Genomic DNA, 15,762 nt, shown 5'->3' with positions numbered 1-15,762 from the left:
CGTCAGTGGAGCTCGCGCCTCAGTGGATCTCGCGCACCACCACGTCCAGGGCCCACGGCTTGCCCGCCTTCGCCGGAGCCTCGGCCTCCACGACGTGGCCCAGGTCCCGCAGCGCCTCGACCAGTTCGGCCGGGTCCTTCGGCCGGGTGCCCGTGGTGAGCAGGGTCCGGACGATGCGCCCCTTCGTCGCCTTGTTGAAGTGCGACACGACGGACCGCTTCTCGGCGCCCGTGCTCGGGTCGATCTGCGCGTGCAGCACCCGCACGGTCGCGGTCCGTCCCGCGACCTCGCCCTTCGGCTTCCACGCGGCCGCGTACGCCGAGGAGCGCAGGTCGAGTACGAGTCCGTCGCCCGCCGCCTCGGGCATGACGGAGGCCATCGGCGTACGCCAGTGGGCGCCGAGCGCGCCGATGCCCGGCAGCTTGACGCCCATCGAGCAGCGGTAGGACGGGATCCTGTCGCCCACCCCGACGGCGCCCCACAGGCCCGAGAAGACGAGCAGCGAACGGTTGGCGCGGCGCTTGGCCGCGGCGTCGAGCGAGGCGAGGTCCAGGGCGTCGTACAGGACGCCCGTGTAGATCTCCCCTGCGGGCCGCGCGCCCGCCGTGCGCAACTCGACGTTCTTCGCGACCTCGCCGCGCAGGCCCTCGCTCAGGCCGAGTACGTCCCGTGCCTTCTCCTCGTCGGCGGCACACAGCTCGACCAACTCGTCGAGCACCGCCTGCCGCGCGTCGGCCAGCCCTCGCAGGGACAGCGACTCCGGCTTGAGGGGGGTGCCCCGGCCGGAGGGGGCCTTGCCTTCGGAGGGCGGGAGCAGGACGAGCACGGTGGACTCCTTGGGGGGTGGGGAGGGGGGTGCGGCCCCCGCGAAAGCGTACGACTTCTTTGACGGGTGTCCCGCGCACCTGTCTCCGTTTCTGCGTAGTGGGTGGGTGGGGGAGGTGGTGGTGTCTCCCCGACGTCCGGTGTGATGTCACACGGGGTTTCGCGCAGTTCCCCGCGCCCCTGAAGGGGGCCCCCGCCCGGTGGTCCGGTGCGGGGCCGCGGCGGTATGTCCGTCCTCGCCGTCCCAGATGGCCGCCACACTCCGGGCACCTCGGGGCGTGGCCACATGTGCTCCGGGCGGACATACCGCCACGTCCCCTCCGGTCGAACAGCGACCGCGGCCCGGTGGGGGCCGGGAACCCCCACCGGGTCGCAGTCGCGGCCCCGCCCCCGAGACGAACCCCACCGCGCACACCCGAGCCCCGCGACCTACGCTCAATGACATGCCCCGGCGCCACCTCCACGTGACCGGCGCGGCGGAGGCCCCCCTGCGGGTCGCGCTGCGTGATCTGCGTACGACGCTCGACGTGCCCGAGGACTTTCCCGACGACGTCCTCGCGGAGGCGGCGCACGCCGCCGTCAACCCCCGGCTCCCCGAGCACGACGCCACCGACATCCCCCTGTTCACCATCGACCCACCCACATCCGTCGACCTCGACCAGGCCATGCACCTGTCCCGCCGAGAAGGCGGGGGCGGATACCGGGTGCGGTACGCGATCGCCGATGTCGCCGCGTACGTCACCCCCACCGGCCCCCTCGACGCCGAAGCACACCGGCGCGTCACCACCCTCTACTTCCCCGACGAGAAGATCCCCCTCCACCCCACCGCCCTGAGCGAGGGCGCCGCGAGCCTGCTCCCGGGGCAGACCTGCCCCGCCGTCCTGTGGACGATCGACCTGGACGCGGAGGGCCGCGCCGAGCGGACCGACGTGCGTCGCGCCCTCGTACGCAGCCGGGCCAAGCTCGACTACGACAGGGTGCAGAGGGCCATCGACGACGGCACGGCGGAAGAGCCCCTCGCCCTGCTCCGGGACATCGGGCGACTGCGCGAGCAACGGGAGGTCGACCGGGGCGGCATCTCCCTGAACGTCCCCGAGCAGGAGATCGTCGAGCGGGCGGGAAGGTACGAGCTGGCCTTCCGCGCCCCCCTGCCCGCCGACGGCTGGAACGCCCAGATCTCCCTGCTCACCGGCATGGCCGCCGCCGAGCTCATGATCGGCTCGGGGACGGGCATCCTGCGGACCCTGCCGACCGCCCCCCACGGCGCGGTCGGCCGCCTGCGCCGTACCGCGGAGGCGCTCCGCATCGACTGGCCGCACCACGTGCCGTACGCGGAGCTGGTGCGCTCGCTCGACCCGCGCGAGTCGCACCACGCCGCGTTCCTCCAGGAGTGCACGACGCTGCTGCGCGGCGCGGGCTACACGGCGTTCAGCGGCGGCGCGGTCCCCGAGCTCACCACGCACGCCGCGGTCGCCGCGCCCTACGCCCACTGCACCGCGCCGCTGCGCCGTCTCGTCGACCGCTACGCGTCCGAGCTCTGCGTCGCGGCCTGCGCGGGCGCGGGCGTCCCGCAGTGGGTGCTCGGCGCGCTCGACACGCTGCCCAAGGAGATGGCGGACGGGACCAGGCGCGGCAACACGGTGGAGCGCGCGTGCGTGGACATCGTCGAGGCGGCGCTGCTCAAGGAGCGGGTCGGCGAGATCTTCGACGCGGTGGTGGTGGACGTCAAGGAGGGCGAACCGGCCGTCGGTACCGTGCAGTTGAGCGATCCGGCGGTGGTGGCCAGGATCGAGGGCGGCACGGCGAAGCTGCCGCTGGGGGAGCGGCTGCGGGTCCGGCTCACCCAGGCGGACCCCGGGACGGCGAAGGTTCAGTTCGCGCCCGCGTGAGGGTGGTCGTGGCGGGGGAGGGCCGCGAGCCGCTCCCGTAGCGCGGTGGTGAGTCGCTCGGGCTCGTCGGCGTGCAGCCGTACCGTCGTCACCTCGCGCCGCTTGCCGAGGAATCCGACGGCGGTGACGGGCCCGGTCAGCTCCAGGGTGAGTGACGTCGTCGAGCCGACCGGCAGGTCGAGCACCCCGTCCGCGGGCTCGTGCGTGAACCTCCGCTCGGCGCGCACGGCCGCGATCCGCGCGAGCGGTATCCGCAGGTCCCGGTGCGCGCCCTGGCGCACCCGCAGCGCGTCGGGAGACAGGACGTGCGGGCGGGTCACGGACGCGGCGTGGATGCCGAGCAGCAGGACCACGCTGTAGACGTCGATCACCAGCATCACGGTGTGGGCGGTCGGCCAGTTCCGGAGCAGCACGGACATCCCGTACGCCTCGACGACACAGACGAAGGTCAGGCCGTACATGACCGCCGTCTGGCCGCGGGCGTGCCCGAAGGCGAGGTCGCCCGCGCCGCGCATGCCGTGCCGCCGTCGGGTCACCCACATCGCGAGGCTGGCCAGGACGCGCAGCTCGTGTCCGACGAGCCACCGCACGGGCTGCGGCACGGGTGTCGTGCGCTCCTTCATCGGGACCCCCTCCCGTCGGGCTCCCGGGGCGCGTCGGGCCGGTCCGCCACGCGCCGGGCGAGCAGTCCCATCGCGCGCTGGACGGCCGCGGCCTGCGCGGGTGCGAAGTCGGCGAGGAAGGCTTCGAGGAACCCGTCGTCGCGGACCGCGCGGCCCTCGGCGAAAGCCTGGGCGCCCTCGCTGCCGAGGTGTGTGAGGAGCGAGTCGGGCAGGGCGTCGACGAGCGTCCGCGCGGCCTCGTCCACGGCGGACCGGGTGCGCGGGTCCGCGAGGTCGGCGTCGGCGAGGGCGTCGAGCCGTTCGTACACCGCGTGGGCCCGCTCGACGGCACCCGGCGTACTGAGGGCGGGGCGCAGCGCGGTGAGGAAGGCGTCGCGGTCCTGCGGCGAGGCGGTCGTGTCGAACAGGGCGAGGAACTCGCGGTCCTTGGCGGCCATCGCGGACTCCGGGCGGGTGTGTCCCGCCGTCGCGCGTGCCATCTCGCCGAAGAAGGCGGCGAGTTCGGGGGAGACGGGCCCTTCGGGCGAGAGGCGCCCGTGCTCCGCGTCGTCGAGGAGCGAACGCAGCCGTTTCCTGCGCTCGCGGATCGCGGCTTCCTGTCGTGCGAGGTCCGCGTCCAGTTCGGCGAGGACCTCGGCGAGGTCGCGGCCCGCGTCGTCCGCGAGCACGTCCCGCACCTCGGAGAGGCCGAGACCGAGCTCGGTGAGGCGCAGGACGCGGGCCAGGGCGACGGCGTGCCGCAGCCCGTACTCGCGGTAGCCGTTGGGCCGTCGTTCGGGCTCGGGCAGCAGGCCCAGGTGGTGGTAGTGCCTGATGGCACGCGTGGTGACGCCGACGAGTCCGGCGAGCTCTCCGATCCGCATAGGCCCAGTAGAAACGTTGACGCTGCGGAAGGGTCAAGGGCGACCTGCGGGGGCGGACGGATTCCCCGCCTACGGAAGCCTTGACGGCTAACTCTGTTAGCCATAATGTTCTGGCTAACGCAGTTAGCCATCGGCTTCCGAGGGGGACCCCATGAGCACACCGACCCAGACGCCCCGGGCAGCCACTCCCGCCCGCACCTCGAAGTCGACCCGCGTCCGCCGCGCCGCCTGGCTCGTCAACGCCCTCTTCTGGTCGGCCTTCGCGGTGCTCGAAGGCGTCAACCACGGCTGGCTCGCGGGCCTGCTCGCCGGGTTCTTCCTCATCGCCCCCGACCTGACGTTCCTCGTGGGCCTGCGCGACGCGCCGAGGATGGCCCGCGGTCAGCTCCCGCCCCGCGCCGTCCCGTACTACAACGCGGCCCACCGCGCCCTGGTCCCCGTCGCGCTCATCGCGCTCTTCCCCTTCTCGCCCGTCGCCTGGCCCCCGGCGTTCGCGGCCCTGTGCGGCTGGCTCGCCCACATCTCGTACGATCGCGCCTTCGGCTATGGACTCCGTACGAAGGAAGGGTTCCAGCGTGGCTGACAAGCACCGGACCGGCGATCTCCCGACCTGGGGGGAGCACCTCACCCCCCGCGCCAGGGAGATCGTCGCCGCCGCCCGCGAACTCCTGGAGGAGTCCGGCGCCGAGAAGCTCACGATGCGCTCGCTCGCCGACCGGCTGGGCATCAAGGCGCCCTCGCTCTACAAGCACTTCCCCGACAAGTCCGCGGTGGAGGTCGAGCTGATCGCGCAGCTGCTCGACGAGTCGGCGCGGGCCTGCGAGGAGGCGGAGGCCGCGGCGCCGGGCTCGCTCGAAGCCCTGACCGACGCCTACCGCGCGTACGCCCTGGGCCACCCCCACCTCTACCGCCTGGCCACCGAACGCCCGCTCCCGCGCCACGCCCTGCCGCCGGGCCTGGAGGACCGGGCCGCGGCCCCTCTCGTGCGGGCCTGCGGCGGCGACGTCGACCTGGCGAGGGCGGCCTGGGCCTTCGCCCACGGCATGGTCATCCTGGAGATCCACGGCCGCTTTCCCGAGGGCGTGGACCTCGGAGCGGCATGGAAGACGGGCACGCGCGCGTTGGACCGCTGACAGGGGCAGGGCGAGCGGGCGACGGGACAGCGGGGGCGCGGGATGGGCGTTGGCACGGATGACGGAGGGCTGCTGCCCGAAGCGGCCCCACGCGGCGACGCGGCCCACGCGACCGACGTACCCGACCCGGCCGCCACGATCGGAACGGACAGCCGGCGTCGGCGACGAAACCCCCGCGAGCACGCCGTATGGACCCGCACCCCCCTCGGTCCCGGCGGCCCCGCCCTCGACCTCCTGACCGCCCGCTTCGACCGGCACCGCTACGCCCCGCACTGCCACGAGGAGTTCAGCGTCGGCATCGGCGTCAGCGGGCACGAGGTCATCGACTACCGAGGCGGCACGCTGCACCTGGGCCCGGGATCCATCGTCGTACTCGCCCCCGGCGAGGTGCACACCGGCGGCCCCGGCGCGAGCGAGGGCTACGCCTATCGCGCCATGTATCCGGCGGCGCACCTCCTCGCCGAGGGCACGGCGACCCCGCCGTACTTCCGCGACCCGGTGGTGAACGACCCCGAACTGGCCGCCGCCCTGCGCGCCGCGCACGCCGAACTGAGCGTCGGCGCCGACCCGTTGGAGGTCGAGTCGCGCCTCCCGTGGCTGTTCGCCGCGCTCGCCCGCAGGCACGGCACCGCTGTGCCGAGCCGCGCCCCCGTCTCCGGCGCCGACCGCATCGCCCGCGTCGTGCGCGAGAGCCTGGCGGACGGACTGCTCGCCCCGCCGTCCCTCGCCGACCTCGCGGCGCCCCTCGGCCTGTCCCGCTACCAACTCCTGCGCGCCTTCCGCACGTCGACGGGCCTGCCGCCCTACGCCTGGCTCGCGCAGTACCGCGTGACTCGGGCCCGCGCCCACCTGGAGGCGGGCCGCACCCCCGCGCAGGCCGCCGCGCTCGTGGGCTTCGCCGACCAGGCGCACCTCACGCGCTGGTTCCGCCGCGTGCTCGGGGTGACGCCCGCGGCGTACCGCAACAGCGTTCAAGACGCCCGGCGCTGACACGGCCGAAACTGCCCCCATGACGGCACGTGGCTGGTTCCTGTTCTCGCTCATGGGTGTCCTGTGGGGCATCCCGTACTTCATGATCAAGGTGGCGGTCGACAGCGGCCTGACACCGGCGACGGTGGTCTTCACGCGCTGCGCCCTCGGCGCGGCCATCCTGCTGCCCTTCGCGGTACGACAAGGGGGACTGCCCCGCGCACTGAGGACGCACTGGCGGCCCATGCTCGCCTTCGCCTGCGTGGAGATCCTCGGGCCGTGGTGGACCCTGACCGACGCGGAGCGCCACCTCTCCAGCTCGACGGCCGGACTCCTCATCGCCGCGGTCCCGATCATCGGCGCCCTGCTCGCCCGCTTCTTCGGCGACACCGAACGCCTCGGCGCGCGCCGTCTCACCGGCCTCGGCCTCGGTCTCGCGGGCGTCGCCGTCCTGACCGCGCCCCAGCTGACGGGCGGCGACGCCTGGTCCCTCACGGAGGTCATGCTGACCGCGCTGGGCTACGCGATCGCCCCGCTGATCGCCGCCCGCCACCTGCGCGAGGTCCCCACCCTCCAGCTGGTCGCCCCCTGCCTGGCCCTGGCGGCGCTGGTCTACGCCCCTGCGGCGGCGCTCTCCTGGCCGGGGACGCTTCCGGACGCCCCGACCCTGGCGTCCCTCGCGGGCCTCGGCGTCGTCTGCACGGCCCTGGCCTTCGTCCTCTTCCTCGAACTGATCCGCGAGGCGGGCCCCACGCGGGCGGTCGTCTTCACCTACGTCAATCCGGCCGTGGCGGTGGCGGCGGGCGTCACCTTCCTCTCCGAGCCCCTGACCGCCGACGTCATGGCCGCCTTCGCACTGATCATCGCCGGATCGTTCCTGGCCACGGCGCGGGCACCCGGCGTACGGCGGGTACCATGGTCGGCACGGCAGACGAGCCGGGCGGACGGCCGCGTGAAGACCCCTTCGGGGGCGCTTCCCGAGGAACGTCCGGGCTCCACAGGGCAAGGTGGTGGCTAACAGCCACCCGGGGTGACCCGCGGGACAGTGCCACAGAAAACAGACCGCCGAGGGCTCAGGCCCCCGGTAAGGGTGAAACGGTGGTGTAAGAGACCACCAGCGCCTGAGGTGACTCAGGCGGCTAGGTAAACCCCACCTGGAGCAAGGTCAAGAGGAGCCACTTCGGTGGCTCTGCGCGGACGTTCGAGGGCTGCCCGCCCGAGTCCGCGGGTAGACCGCACGAGGCCGGCAGCAATGCTGGCCCTAGATGGATGGCCGTCTCCCCGGCCGCCGCGAGGCGCCCGGGCGACAGAACCCGGCGTACAGCCCGACTCGTCTGCCGCTCTTTATTTTCACAGGTCAGAGGTCATGTTTCCTCACTCAATAAACTGTTTGGGGCGAATCCGAGTCCGCGTATTGTCGCCCCTGTCCACCGCTCATGTGGAAGAGCTGGGCATTCCGGGCGTTGAAGGTGGTCTAACTCCGATCTGGAGCGGACATTCAGGCGGCGGGTGAATCGGAAGTTCATGTACGAGGTGTCTGCCCTGCGGGTTCACAGCCGAGGGTCTGCTCGTTGGTTTCCGGATCGTGCGGCGGCACCACGCGGCCGACGCTGCTCTGAGCGCGGACGACGTCTGTGCACGTCACGCGGAGGTGGCACGCCGACCTGTCCCTGAGGCGCGCCCTAGGTCCATATGCCGAGGCCAGTTTCGGGCTGCGGGCAGGTTCCTGAGCCTGGCCACGTCGCTAGCGTGAGCGGTCTGCAAGGTCACGCGCGTGACGCTGCTGACCTGCCCGACGTACCCCGGTGGAGCAGATGACCGCTGCCTGGAGTCCCCGAGGAGTTTGATGTCCATCGACGGTTACACGTACCTCTGCCGGTTCGACGCGCTGGAGGAGGGCGTTCCGCGGCGGTTCGAGGCTGAGGGCGTGCCCGTCTCGCTGGTCCTGACTGGGGAGGAGCTCTTCGCGATCTACGACGTGTGTTCGCACAGTGCCGTCTCGCTCTCCGAGGGCGAGGTGGAGGGGTGCACGGTCGAGTGCTGGCTGCACGACTGCCGCTTCGACCTGCGCACCGGCAAGCCGCTCGACCCACCGGCCTCGCGGCCCGTGCCGGTGTATCCGGTGCGGATCGAGGGTGGTCGCGAATACGTCGATGTCGTGTCGCGGAGTGATGGATGACCGAACCTTCGGGCGATCTCGCGGGAGAGCGGGCTGACGCCGTCCGCAATCGGGCCCGGTTGTTGGAGGCGGCCGCCTGGCTGGTGGCCGAGCGGGGTGCGGAGCATGTGACGATGCACGAGGTCGCGCAGGTCGCGGGGGTGTTCTCGATCATGCGGGCCAGCGGCAGGTAGTTCTGTTGGGTCCGGTGGAAGGGTTCCAGGACCAGGGGCATCGTTCGCCGTAGTGCTGTCCAGTCGCGCTCTTCCGTACACGGCCAGCGGGAAGGTGGCGAAGTCCGCGCTCCGTGCGGAGACCGAGCCGTTCACGGACACTGTGTTCGACCTGCGTGCTCCGGTGCGCGACAGGAGCTGACCTCACCGCGCAGGTCGGCGCGACTCCAGGATGTTGCGGATCTCGGTCATGGCGGTGAACACCTTGGACCATCCGGTGAAGCAGGCTGCATGGTTCAGCAACGCGCCGATCTCGTCATTGGTGAGTCCGCGTGGCCGACAGGTCTCCCTTGATCGTTGTTGTCTGGTGCGAGCAGCCTCGTGAATTAGGCGACAAGGTCCAGGGAGCCGTACGCGACGTCGATAAACGCGTCTCGTACTGCCTGAAAACGCTCCAGGAGTGGGTCTCGAACAAGGCTGCCAATCATCTCGTCCCAGAACACAACACTGTTAGCCACCTCAAGTACGTGCTTAATCTGTTCCGTGTCCATGGCGTGGCTGTCCTGCAAGAGGAACTCCAAGAAGTCAAGCTTTTCCCACCGTTCCTCATCCTCCAGCCGGCCCCACTCGCATAAAAGGTTCCAAGCGGCGTGCGCGGAGTTGTGGTGTGGGTCCTGGCACCACTCTGCGTTGCGAGGGCACCAGGCGTCCTCCAGAGCATTGAGCGCAGACCTCAGTACAGCTCTGCGAAGTGCCAGTTTCTCCAATTCGGTGCACTGCTTGGCCACCTTCTCCAACTGGCGGAGAACCGGCAGGGGCCCCAGAACTGCAACGTTAGCCCGTGCCTGGACCACAGCGGTCGCTTTCTGATCCAACAGCTCCCGCCGGGAAGCGATAGGAATATCTGGGAGCGCGGTGACGGTCCGAACGAAGACGTCTACTGCGCTGAGAAATGCGCTGTAGGCCGATCGACGCGCACTCTCCAGTGACTCCTCGCGTGCCGCACGCTCCTGGAGTTGGGCGGCCGCCACAGTGGCTTGAGACTGATCAGCGCCCGCCGCCACCGTGGCGCTAGCGGCCTTGTCTGCGCTGCGTCTCGCCCAGTACGCAGCGAGGAGAGTGGCCGGCACCGTGATGAGGGTGGTTAGTGCGCTCGTCGCCGCTACAGCTTCTTCTAGTTGCACGACACGCATCGTGATGCGTGAGCCTGCCTGCCAGAGCAATAGGGAGGATCACCTGCGTGTGGCTGGCGCGCCATGCTAGAAGGCTGCGGCGCCTTGGAGATCCCCGCCGACCCCGGCCTGACGATCGTCACCTACACCCTCGCCCCCGACTCGCCGCAGGCTGCCGCGTTCCTCCGGCTCCAGCAGCACATGCCGGCTCTGGCGAAGGCGCCGGGCGTGGAGGCTGGAAGCAGCTCACTCTGAGATAACCGTTCCGAACTACGGCTCGACCCCACGGCATAGCGTCATTCGCAGAAGGAGCCGGCGACGCGCCCTCTGGTGAGTTCGTCGACAACTGCGCGAATATCCCAGCAGTATGCCGCTGCCCGCACGCGGGTGTAATCGGCGAGAGAATCAGCTCCGTTTTGTCGACACGCGTAGGCAGTCGACGGAAGACTGCCCCGGTGTCCTTCCTCGTCACCCTTGTGACCGTCCCGGTGGTGCTGATCATTTTCGCAGCGACAGCCGCCGTCCTAGATCCGTTACGCCGCCGTATCCGGATGCGCCGTCACCAGTACGCTCAGCGCCTCTCCGAGCGTCTGTTCAACGAAGCACGCCGAGTGCTGCCGCGCGTCCTGCCGGAGCGTCCTGAACCGACCGCGAACATACCGCTGTGCCTCGTGCGATGGTGGGACGCCTTCCTCGCCCTCACACCAGGCCGAGTCCTGCTGCTTCTTCTCGTCGTGCTGCTTGTCCGTGGCGCCGCTGGTTTGCCGGGCGGAACCGAGTCCGAGAACGATGGCGATCCGCTCGATCCGTTCACGCACCTCGCCAAGGGAGTGTGGGACGCAGCTAGTTGGACAGGGCGGAAGCTGACCGACGTCCCTTCGGTGTGGACAGGTATCTCCGAACATCCGGGCTCCGTGATCACAGGCCTCGCCCCGGTTATCACGGTTTTGGCAATCATCACGGCCGTCTGGCTGGTCTCGCCTGGCTTGACGGCGTTCGGCGGATGGGGTGAGCCGGATGCAACGCGTCCCGCTGCCGCAGTTTCGAAGCAGACGGTCGAGAGACGGTACGGGCCGGTTGCTGTCCTGTTGAGCACCGCTACGCGCTGTGGACGTGCGTACCTGCGTACCGCTGAGACCCCACCGCTGGACATGCCGCAGGTGTCCGTCCGTGCCTGCGAACGGGTCATCCGAAGGGCCTGGCGTACTCGCCACGGCAAGCCGCGCAGACACCGCCGACGTGAGCTCAAGCTCCACGCGGCCAAGGTGGTTGGAGCTCTTCGGGCTGCTGAGGCCCAGCAGGACATCGATCCCGGCCCGGCGCTTCAGAAGCTCGCTGGCATGCTGGTCACGATCACTGAACGCTACGTCGAGGGTCGCGTCGGCGAACTTCTCGACGCGGACGAGCTGAGTGGTATCGACCCGGTGACCGAGCACGGTATGCCGCGCATTGTGGGAGCGGGCGGCGTCGTGGTTCTGGCGATGTGGGGAGCCCACATGCTCGGATTCCCCGAAGGCGTCTCAGGGCCCTTTCTAGGTCTGGTTGTCACTGGCTCTGTCGCCTTGTTCTTCCGCCATAGCATCCCCGGTCCTTCGGACCTCCTCGACATCCTGCGTAGCGCCGACCGAAGGTGACATCGCTATTCACCCGAATGGGCGCGGTACACGTCCCACCGACCCCCACTACCGCGCGCGACGCATGATCGCCATGCAGAACCTGCTCTTCAGCTGGCCCCCTGCACCGCCCTCGCCGCAGCCCAACGACGCCGCCCGCCTGCGCGTCGAGCTATCGACCCGCATAAGGGCCGTACTTTTCATCGACCGATAGGGGGTCACGGTTCACGGAACGGCGACAGCAGGTATGAAATCGACTACTGCGCTAAACGTCGGCCTCAATCAACGGTGCAGTCCGTCGGAGGGCTTTGGCTCCCAATTCCCGCAGCGCCTGATTTTACTCCTGCAGTGGCCTCAGCCTGGCAGCAACTCGCCGGTAGTTACGAGGCAGGGCTGTGGCCGTGGTTACGGTAGGGCACCTCGTCCGGATGCAGACGGAGCCTGGCCAGTCGCCACGCGGCGTCCGAAGAGATCTCGTAGTGGCGGGTCCTTCGGATGCGGCGAGCGAGCAGGCTGGTGCGCGGCGCCAGTAGCCAGCGCAGCAGGTTCAGGCTCACTCCGCTTCCTCGGCGGCGGAGATTTCCTCGGCGAGTTGCCGGTGGCCGAGAGTGGTCATCGCGCTGCCCAGGATTTTCAGGAAGTCGCGCGCATTGTCTTCAGTGAGCTTGTTGATGAACGTGTGCAGTGTGTGGGCGACGAGGACCCAGCGGGAATCTGGGTGCCACTCATGGATCTGTCGTACAAGCTCTTCGGGATCGCTTCCCTCTGGTGGGCCGCCCAGTCGGGGGGAGCTCTGGATGAGCGCGTACAGGCGTGCAGCGGACGGGTCCGCGAGGAGCTCGTTGCGGAGGAACTCCACGCGGGCGCGCGCCTGACGGCGGTCCATTTCGTCGAGTTCGAACTCGTGACGGGCCCGTTCCCTAAGACGGGCGCTCTCTGCTGCGTCGTCGTCGACGCGCAGGGTCGCGCTGATGTTGAGCAGTTCAACACCGTCGCAGGTGAAGGGGAGTTGGTCGCATAGTGCTGCTGCGAGTTCTTGTTCCGCCGCAGCGACACGGAGTACTGACTCGCTGCCCAGTTGTTTTTCCACCAAGAGGCGGGCAGCGCGGCTTGCTGCATGCCGGGCGTCCGGGTTGATCGGACCCTGCGGTGAGTGACGCCACTCGACGCGGATGACGGCATCGAATGACAGGCCTGCCTCACGGCTTCCCGGCCGGTCATGAAAGACGGATGTCCACGTCTGGCTGCTGGGCTCGGAAGGGTGGTTGCGGCGCGTGCGGCGTCGCATCATGCGGATTCTTTTTCGCTGTCGGCTTGAGCCAGAGTCTGCTGGAAAGTCTCGATGATGCCGTCGTCGAGCAGCTGCGCGAGCTCGGTGTACACGGCGCGGTGCGCCTGCCCAGCGGAGGGGAGCTCGATACGGCCTGCTGATTGTTCGAGCGCGGCGGCCTTGGCCCATTCCCGTGCGGTCGCCCGCAGCCGGTCGCGGGCGTTCTCGCCCGATGTTCCCGTCGGGTCAGTGAGCTTCACCGCTGCGCTGAAGATCTTCAGTACGTCAGCGTGGGCGTGTGGGTGGCTGAGAGCCGCGTCCAGCCATAGACGCACGACCGCTGATGCCTGGCCATCTCTTTCGAAGCCTTGAGTGCCCTGAAAGAGGGCTCGCCAGCCGACGATGAGATCGGTAACGGAGGCCGTGAATTCCGCCTCGTCGCTGTGGGGGAGGAGGGCGGGGAGCGTAGGAGCATCGGGGTGTGTCGACTCGGCCAGAGCCCTGAAGGCTGCCTGCCCAGCTTCCAGTTTGGTCCCGCCGTCTCTGCACCAGTCGATGACGTAGCCGAAGAGAGTCCGGCGCGCGCTTGGATCACTCCACAGGCCGTGCACCGCCTTTTGGAGCGCTTGACGCACTTCCCCGTCTCCCGAGCCGGCCGCATGGCGCAACCGCCGCAGTGCCTTGCCGGTGTAGAGGACGCCGAACTCGCCGGCACACACCTCCACTGTGGCCAACTGCTGCGCGGCGTTGTCGGTTCTGGCCCACTGCAGCAGCATTTCGTGGATGTAGGAGCCGCTGGCGGTCTGCAAGCAGGCTGATGTGAGGAGTTCTACCGCCGTTGTCCAGAGCGGTGTGTCGTGCCAGCGCCTGACCAACTGGCGCAGGGGTTCTTGTCGGCGATGACGTACAGCCCACCGTAAGGCGAAGCTCCCGATGCGCTCGGCCATCGCCTGCCGTTCTGCGTCGGTGAGTGTTTCGAGCGCCGCTTTGGGCTTCTTCAAGGGGGCATCGGCCAGCCACTCCAGGAATTTCACCCGTGACAGGGGCCGGTCCACCCAGAAGTACTCCAGTGCCGCGTCGTCCCATTCGGGGCGGTTGAAGGTGATGGTGTCGTCGGCCTGCAGTTCGGCCCCGATCGAGTCGACCATTTCAATGACGCCGGGATCCTGCTGTCCCTCCAGGGAGGGGTCACTGTCCCCGAAGACGGATGCCAAGGTGGCAGTGCTGGCGTAGACGTGCGCCACGGACGCTCCACGCAGGGTGGCGCAGGCCAGCAGGAAGTTGCGCTGGAAGCTCGTACGGCCGGACTCCTTGTGCCAAGACAGGAGTTGGGGACGCCAGTTGTTACGGGCCGCGATGACGCTGAGGACCTGTCGGTCGAAAGGCGTGTCGGCGCCGTTCTTCCGTTTACGCGCCAGGGCCTCCAGGTTGGGCAGGCTGCTGTCGCGGGCATGGTGCGCGTCCAGAATGAGGCTGACGATCTCCAGGGCCTCCACCGGGGGCTGCCCGTTCAGCAAGGCGACGATGTCGTCATCGGTCAACCATTGTTCGACCGGTAGGTCAGGCGGCCCCTCCGCGCCCAGCCACTTGCGGGCGATCTCCAACGGCGATGGTGCCCCCAAGGAGGGCTTGATCCCGTCAGGCGCACTGCCGCCTACCCGGCGCCACTGCTCGGGTGTGGTCAGCACCACGAGCCGGGCACTGCGCCGTTTCAGCGTGTACTGCAAACGCTCGATCGTTGCACCGAACGTGCTGGCCACCTTGAAACCGTCCTCATCGGGCGGGAGTTCGAGCAAATAGCCGCGGTTCTCCACCTGAGGCAGGCGACGCACGGGGAACTCCAGACCACCGCCGAAGCCGAGCGGCCCCACACGCACAGCCGGGAACTCATGACGTAACTCCGCGAGGAGCGCGCACGCGGTGGCCGTGCGACCTGTGCTCGGCTTCTGAGCCAGCACCACAACGGAGCCGGGGTTCCTCCACCACCCGTAGATATCGTCGAAAGAGTCGCCTCCCTCGGGGCGCACATAAACGGTGCGGAGCGCATCAAGGTAGGTGTCTGAAAGCTCGTTGTGGTCAAGCGGGTTCTCGAAACTCGCGTTGACTTTGAGAGCATTCATTTCACCCAGGTTGAGCAGAGCCATCTGCCGAAGATGCTTAACCGCCTCCGTGTCCAGCAGGGACTTGAGACGCTCCTGCAGTTCGTTATCCAGGTGCACACTCGCGTCCGGCGATTCCGGGTCCGGTGTGTGCGGCGCGGCCGTGGATGTTAATGCACCGGAATCTCCCCAGCGTGGGCCTTCAGACTGCTGGCCGTTCTCGTGAGGGAGCCCCAGTCTGTAGTCCTGCTGATCATTCACTCATACCCCCGTGGTGTGCCGCTTCCGGAATCCGACTCGGCCTGCGGGCTCTATCCGAGAGTGCCGTCGATTTCGAGTGCAGTGAGCTCGCCGCCTTGACGTACGACCTTGGTCTGCTGCTCGATGTCGGCCGACGCCTCGGCGGTCACCCGCCCAACCTTGACCGCCCGGGCCACTCCGTCTGCCTCGACCTCGTCAACGCTCTGCCTCACCCTCACGCCCGGCGCGGAACGCCGTTCGCCGACGAAAGACAGCGACTGCCCGTAGATCGTCTCCAGGTCGTCGCGCAGCGCGCTCATTGCGAGCAGTAGGTGTTCGTCATCGGCTCGAATGAGAGCGGGATTGCGGTGGTAGACAGCCAATTCCCGGGCCACAGTTTCCAGTCGGCGAATCCGCTCCTCAGTCAGCTCCTCATCGCGGATACGCAGGGAAGCTGAGGGTTCAGCCAGGACTGTACTCGCTGTCGAATCGATCGGCGCATCGGCGCTATTTCCGCCACGACGGTCGAGCACGGCACCGATACGTCCGAAGAGGAACGCGAATATCTGCGGTATGGCTGAAGTCGCCACTGTCGCTAGCGACAGCTGATCTCCCATTGAATCCCCCGAACAGTGAACTTAGGTCACGGCAAAGTCGCAAGATCCCATCAAGGCTACGAGTGTCCATGAGCTGGAGGCAAAGGCTCATTCCCGCCAAACATGTAGCCGTCATATT

Annotated in this window: 16 protein-coding genes, 1 other RNA gene and 1 pseudogene; 10 read left to right on the top strand and 8 right to left on the bottom strand. The window is 68.9% G+C overall.

Annotated features, from left to right (window positions below; translation table 11 throughout):
• Positions 1–19: 19 nt before the first annotated feature.
• On the bottom strand, positions 20–826 hold the full coding sequence (gene yaaA, locus KY5_RS11850) for a peroxide stress protein YaaA (protein WP_098242205.1): 807 nt from the start codon (positions 824–826) through the stop codon (positions 20–22).
• A gap of 442 nt (positions 827–1,268) precedes the next feature.
• On the opposite strand from yaaA, the gene KY5_RS11845 reads away from it, so the two are divergent.
• Positions 1,269–2,714 carry an RNB domain-containing ribonuclease gene (locus KY5_RS11845; RefSeq protein ID WP_098242204.1) on the top strand — a complete coding sequence of 482 codons (1,446 nt, stop codon included), beginning with the start codon at positions 1,269–1,271 and terminating at the stop codon, positions 2,712–2,714.
• Here the strand turns inward: KY5_RS11845 and KY5_RS11840 are convergent.
• Positions 2,696–3,337: a hypothetical protein gene (locus tag KY5_RS11840; RefSeq protein ID WP_098242203.1), complete on the bottom strand. Its 642-nt coding sequence runs from the start codon at positions 3,335–3,337 to the stop codon at positions 2,696–2,698. The genes KY5_RS11845 and KY5_RS11840 overlap by 19 nt on opposite strands.
• Positions 3,334–4,200 carry a MerR family transcriptional regulator gene (locus tag KY5_RS11835; RefSeq protein WP_098242202.1) on the bottom strand — a complete coding sequence of 289 codons (867 nt, stop codon included), beginning with the start codon at positions 4,198–4,200 and terminating at the stop codon, positions 3,334–3,336. Before KY5_RS11835 ends, KY5_RS11840 begins: the two co-directional genes overlap by 4 nt.
• Before the next feature lie 151 nt (positions 4,201–4,351).
• Here KY5_RS11835 and KY5_RS11830 point away from each other — a divergent pair, with 151 nt between their 5' ends.
• From KY5_RS11830 to KY5_RS11800, 7 genes and pseudogenes are all read left to right on the top strand, one after another.
• A complete protein-coding gene (locus tag KY5_RS11830; protein WP_098242201.1) occupies positions 4,352–4,783 on the top strand; it encodes a DUF4260 family protein in 432 nt (143 codons plus the stop codon).
• Positions 4,776–5,333: a TetR/AcrR family transcriptional regulator gene (locus KY5_RS11825; protein ID WP_234362701.1), complete on the top strand. Its 558-nt coding sequence runs from the start codon at positions 4,776–4,778 to the stop codon at positions 5,331–5,333. Before KY5_RS11830 ends, KY5_RS11825 begins: the two co-directional genes overlap by 8 nt.
• Positions 5,334–5,375: 42 nt before the next feature.
• Positions 5,376–6,323: a helix-turn-helix domain-containing protein gene (locus tag KY5_RS11820; protein ID WP_098242199.1), complete on the top strand. Its 948-nt coding sequence runs from the start codon at positions 5,376–5,378 to the stop codon at positions 6,321–6,323.
• A 19-nt stretch (positions 6,324–6,342) separates the two neighbouring features.
• A pseudogene (locus KY5_RS43225) lies at positions 6,343–7,125 on the top strand (DMT family transporter); the annotation flags it as partial.
• A gap of 109 nt (positions 7,126–7,234) precedes the next feature.
• Positions 7,235–7,639, top strand: an RNA gene (gene rnpB / locus KY5_RS11810) — RNase P RNA component class A.
• Between the two features lie 509 nt (positions 7,640–8,148).
• Positions 8,149–8,481, top strand: coding sequence for a non-heme iron oxygenase ferredoxin subunit (locus KY5_RS11805; RefSeq protein ID WP_098242198.1), 333 nt, complete (start codon positions 8,149–8,151; stop codon positions 8,479–8,481).
• Positions 8,478–8,654, top strand: a complete 177-nt coding sequence (locus KY5_RS11800; RefSeq protein ID WP_267894272.1) for a hypothetical protein — start codon at positions 8,478–8,480, stop codon at positions 8,652–8,654. Before KY5_RS11805 ends, KY5_RS11800 begins: the two co-directional genes overlap by 4 nt.
• Positions 8,655–9,019: 365 nt before the next feature.
• On the opposite strand, the gene KY5_RS11795 is transcribed toward KY5_RS11800, so the two are convergent.
• Positions 9,020–9,817, bottom strand: coding sequence for a hypothetical protein (locus tag KY5_RS11795; protein ID WP_159072516.1), 798 nt, complete (start codon positions 9,815–9,817; stop codon positions 9,020–9,022).
• Positions 9,818–9,889: 72 nt separating this feature from the next.
• Between KY5_RS11795 and KY5_RS41390 the strand changes: the two genes are divergently transcribed.
• Positions 9,890–10,060, top strand: coding sequence for a hypothetical protein (locus KY5_RS41390; protein WP_199843038.1), 171 nt, complete (start codon positions 9,890–9,892; stop codon positions 10,058–10,060).
• Positions 10,061–10,260: 200 nt separating this feature from the next.
• On the top strand, positions 10,261–11,439 hold the full coding sequence (locus KY5_RS41745; protein ID WP_159072515.1) for a hypothetical protein: 1,179 nt from the start codon (positions 10,261–10,263) through the stop codon (positions 11,437–11,439).
• 359 nt (positions 11,440–11,798) lie between these two features.
• On the opposite strand, the gene KY5_RS42125 is transcribed toward KY5_RS41745, so the two are convergent.
• From KY5_RS42125 to KY5_RS41740, 4 genes are read right to left on the bottom strand one after another with little or no spacing between them, the layout of a single operon-like run.
• Positions 11,799–11,975: a hypothetical protein gene (locus KY5_RS42125; protein ID WP_199843036.1), complete on the bottom strand. Its 177-nt coding sequence runs from the start codon at positions 11,973–11,975 to the stop codon at positions 11,799–11,801.
• Positions 11,972–12,709 (bottom strand): hypothetical protein, encoded by a 738-nt coding sequence (locus KY5_RS11780; RefSeq protein ID WP_234362700.1) that lies wholly within the window; start codon positions 12,707–12,709, stop codon positions 11,972–11,974. The genes KY5_RS42125 and KY5_RS11780 overlap by 4 nt, the downstream gene beginning before the upstream one ends.
• Positions 12,706–15,048 (bottom strand): hypothetical protein, encoded by a 2,343-nt coding sequence (locus KY5_RS11775; RefSeq protein ID WP_234362699.1) that lies wholly within the window; start codon positions 15,046–15,048, stop codon positions 12,706–12,708. The genes KY5_RS11780 and KY5_RS11775 overlap by 4 nt, the downstream gene beginning before the upstream one ends.
• A gap of 50 nt (positions 15,049–15,098) precedes the next feature.
• A complete protein-coding gene (locus KY5_RS41740; RefSeq protein ID WP_159072514.1) occupies positions 15,099–15,644 on the bottom strand; it encodes a hypothetical protein in 546 nt (181 codons plus the stop codon).
• Between the last annotated feature and the right edge of the window lie 118 nt (positions 15,645–15,762).

Origin of the sequence: Streptomyces formicae (assembly GCF_002556545.1) — a bacterium.
Taxonomy (GTDB): domain Bacteria; phylum Actinomycetota; class Actinomycetes; order Streptomycetales; family Streptomycetaceae; genus Streptomyces; species Streptomyces formicae_A.
This window is presented reverse-complemented; position numbering and strand designations above follow the sequence as displayed.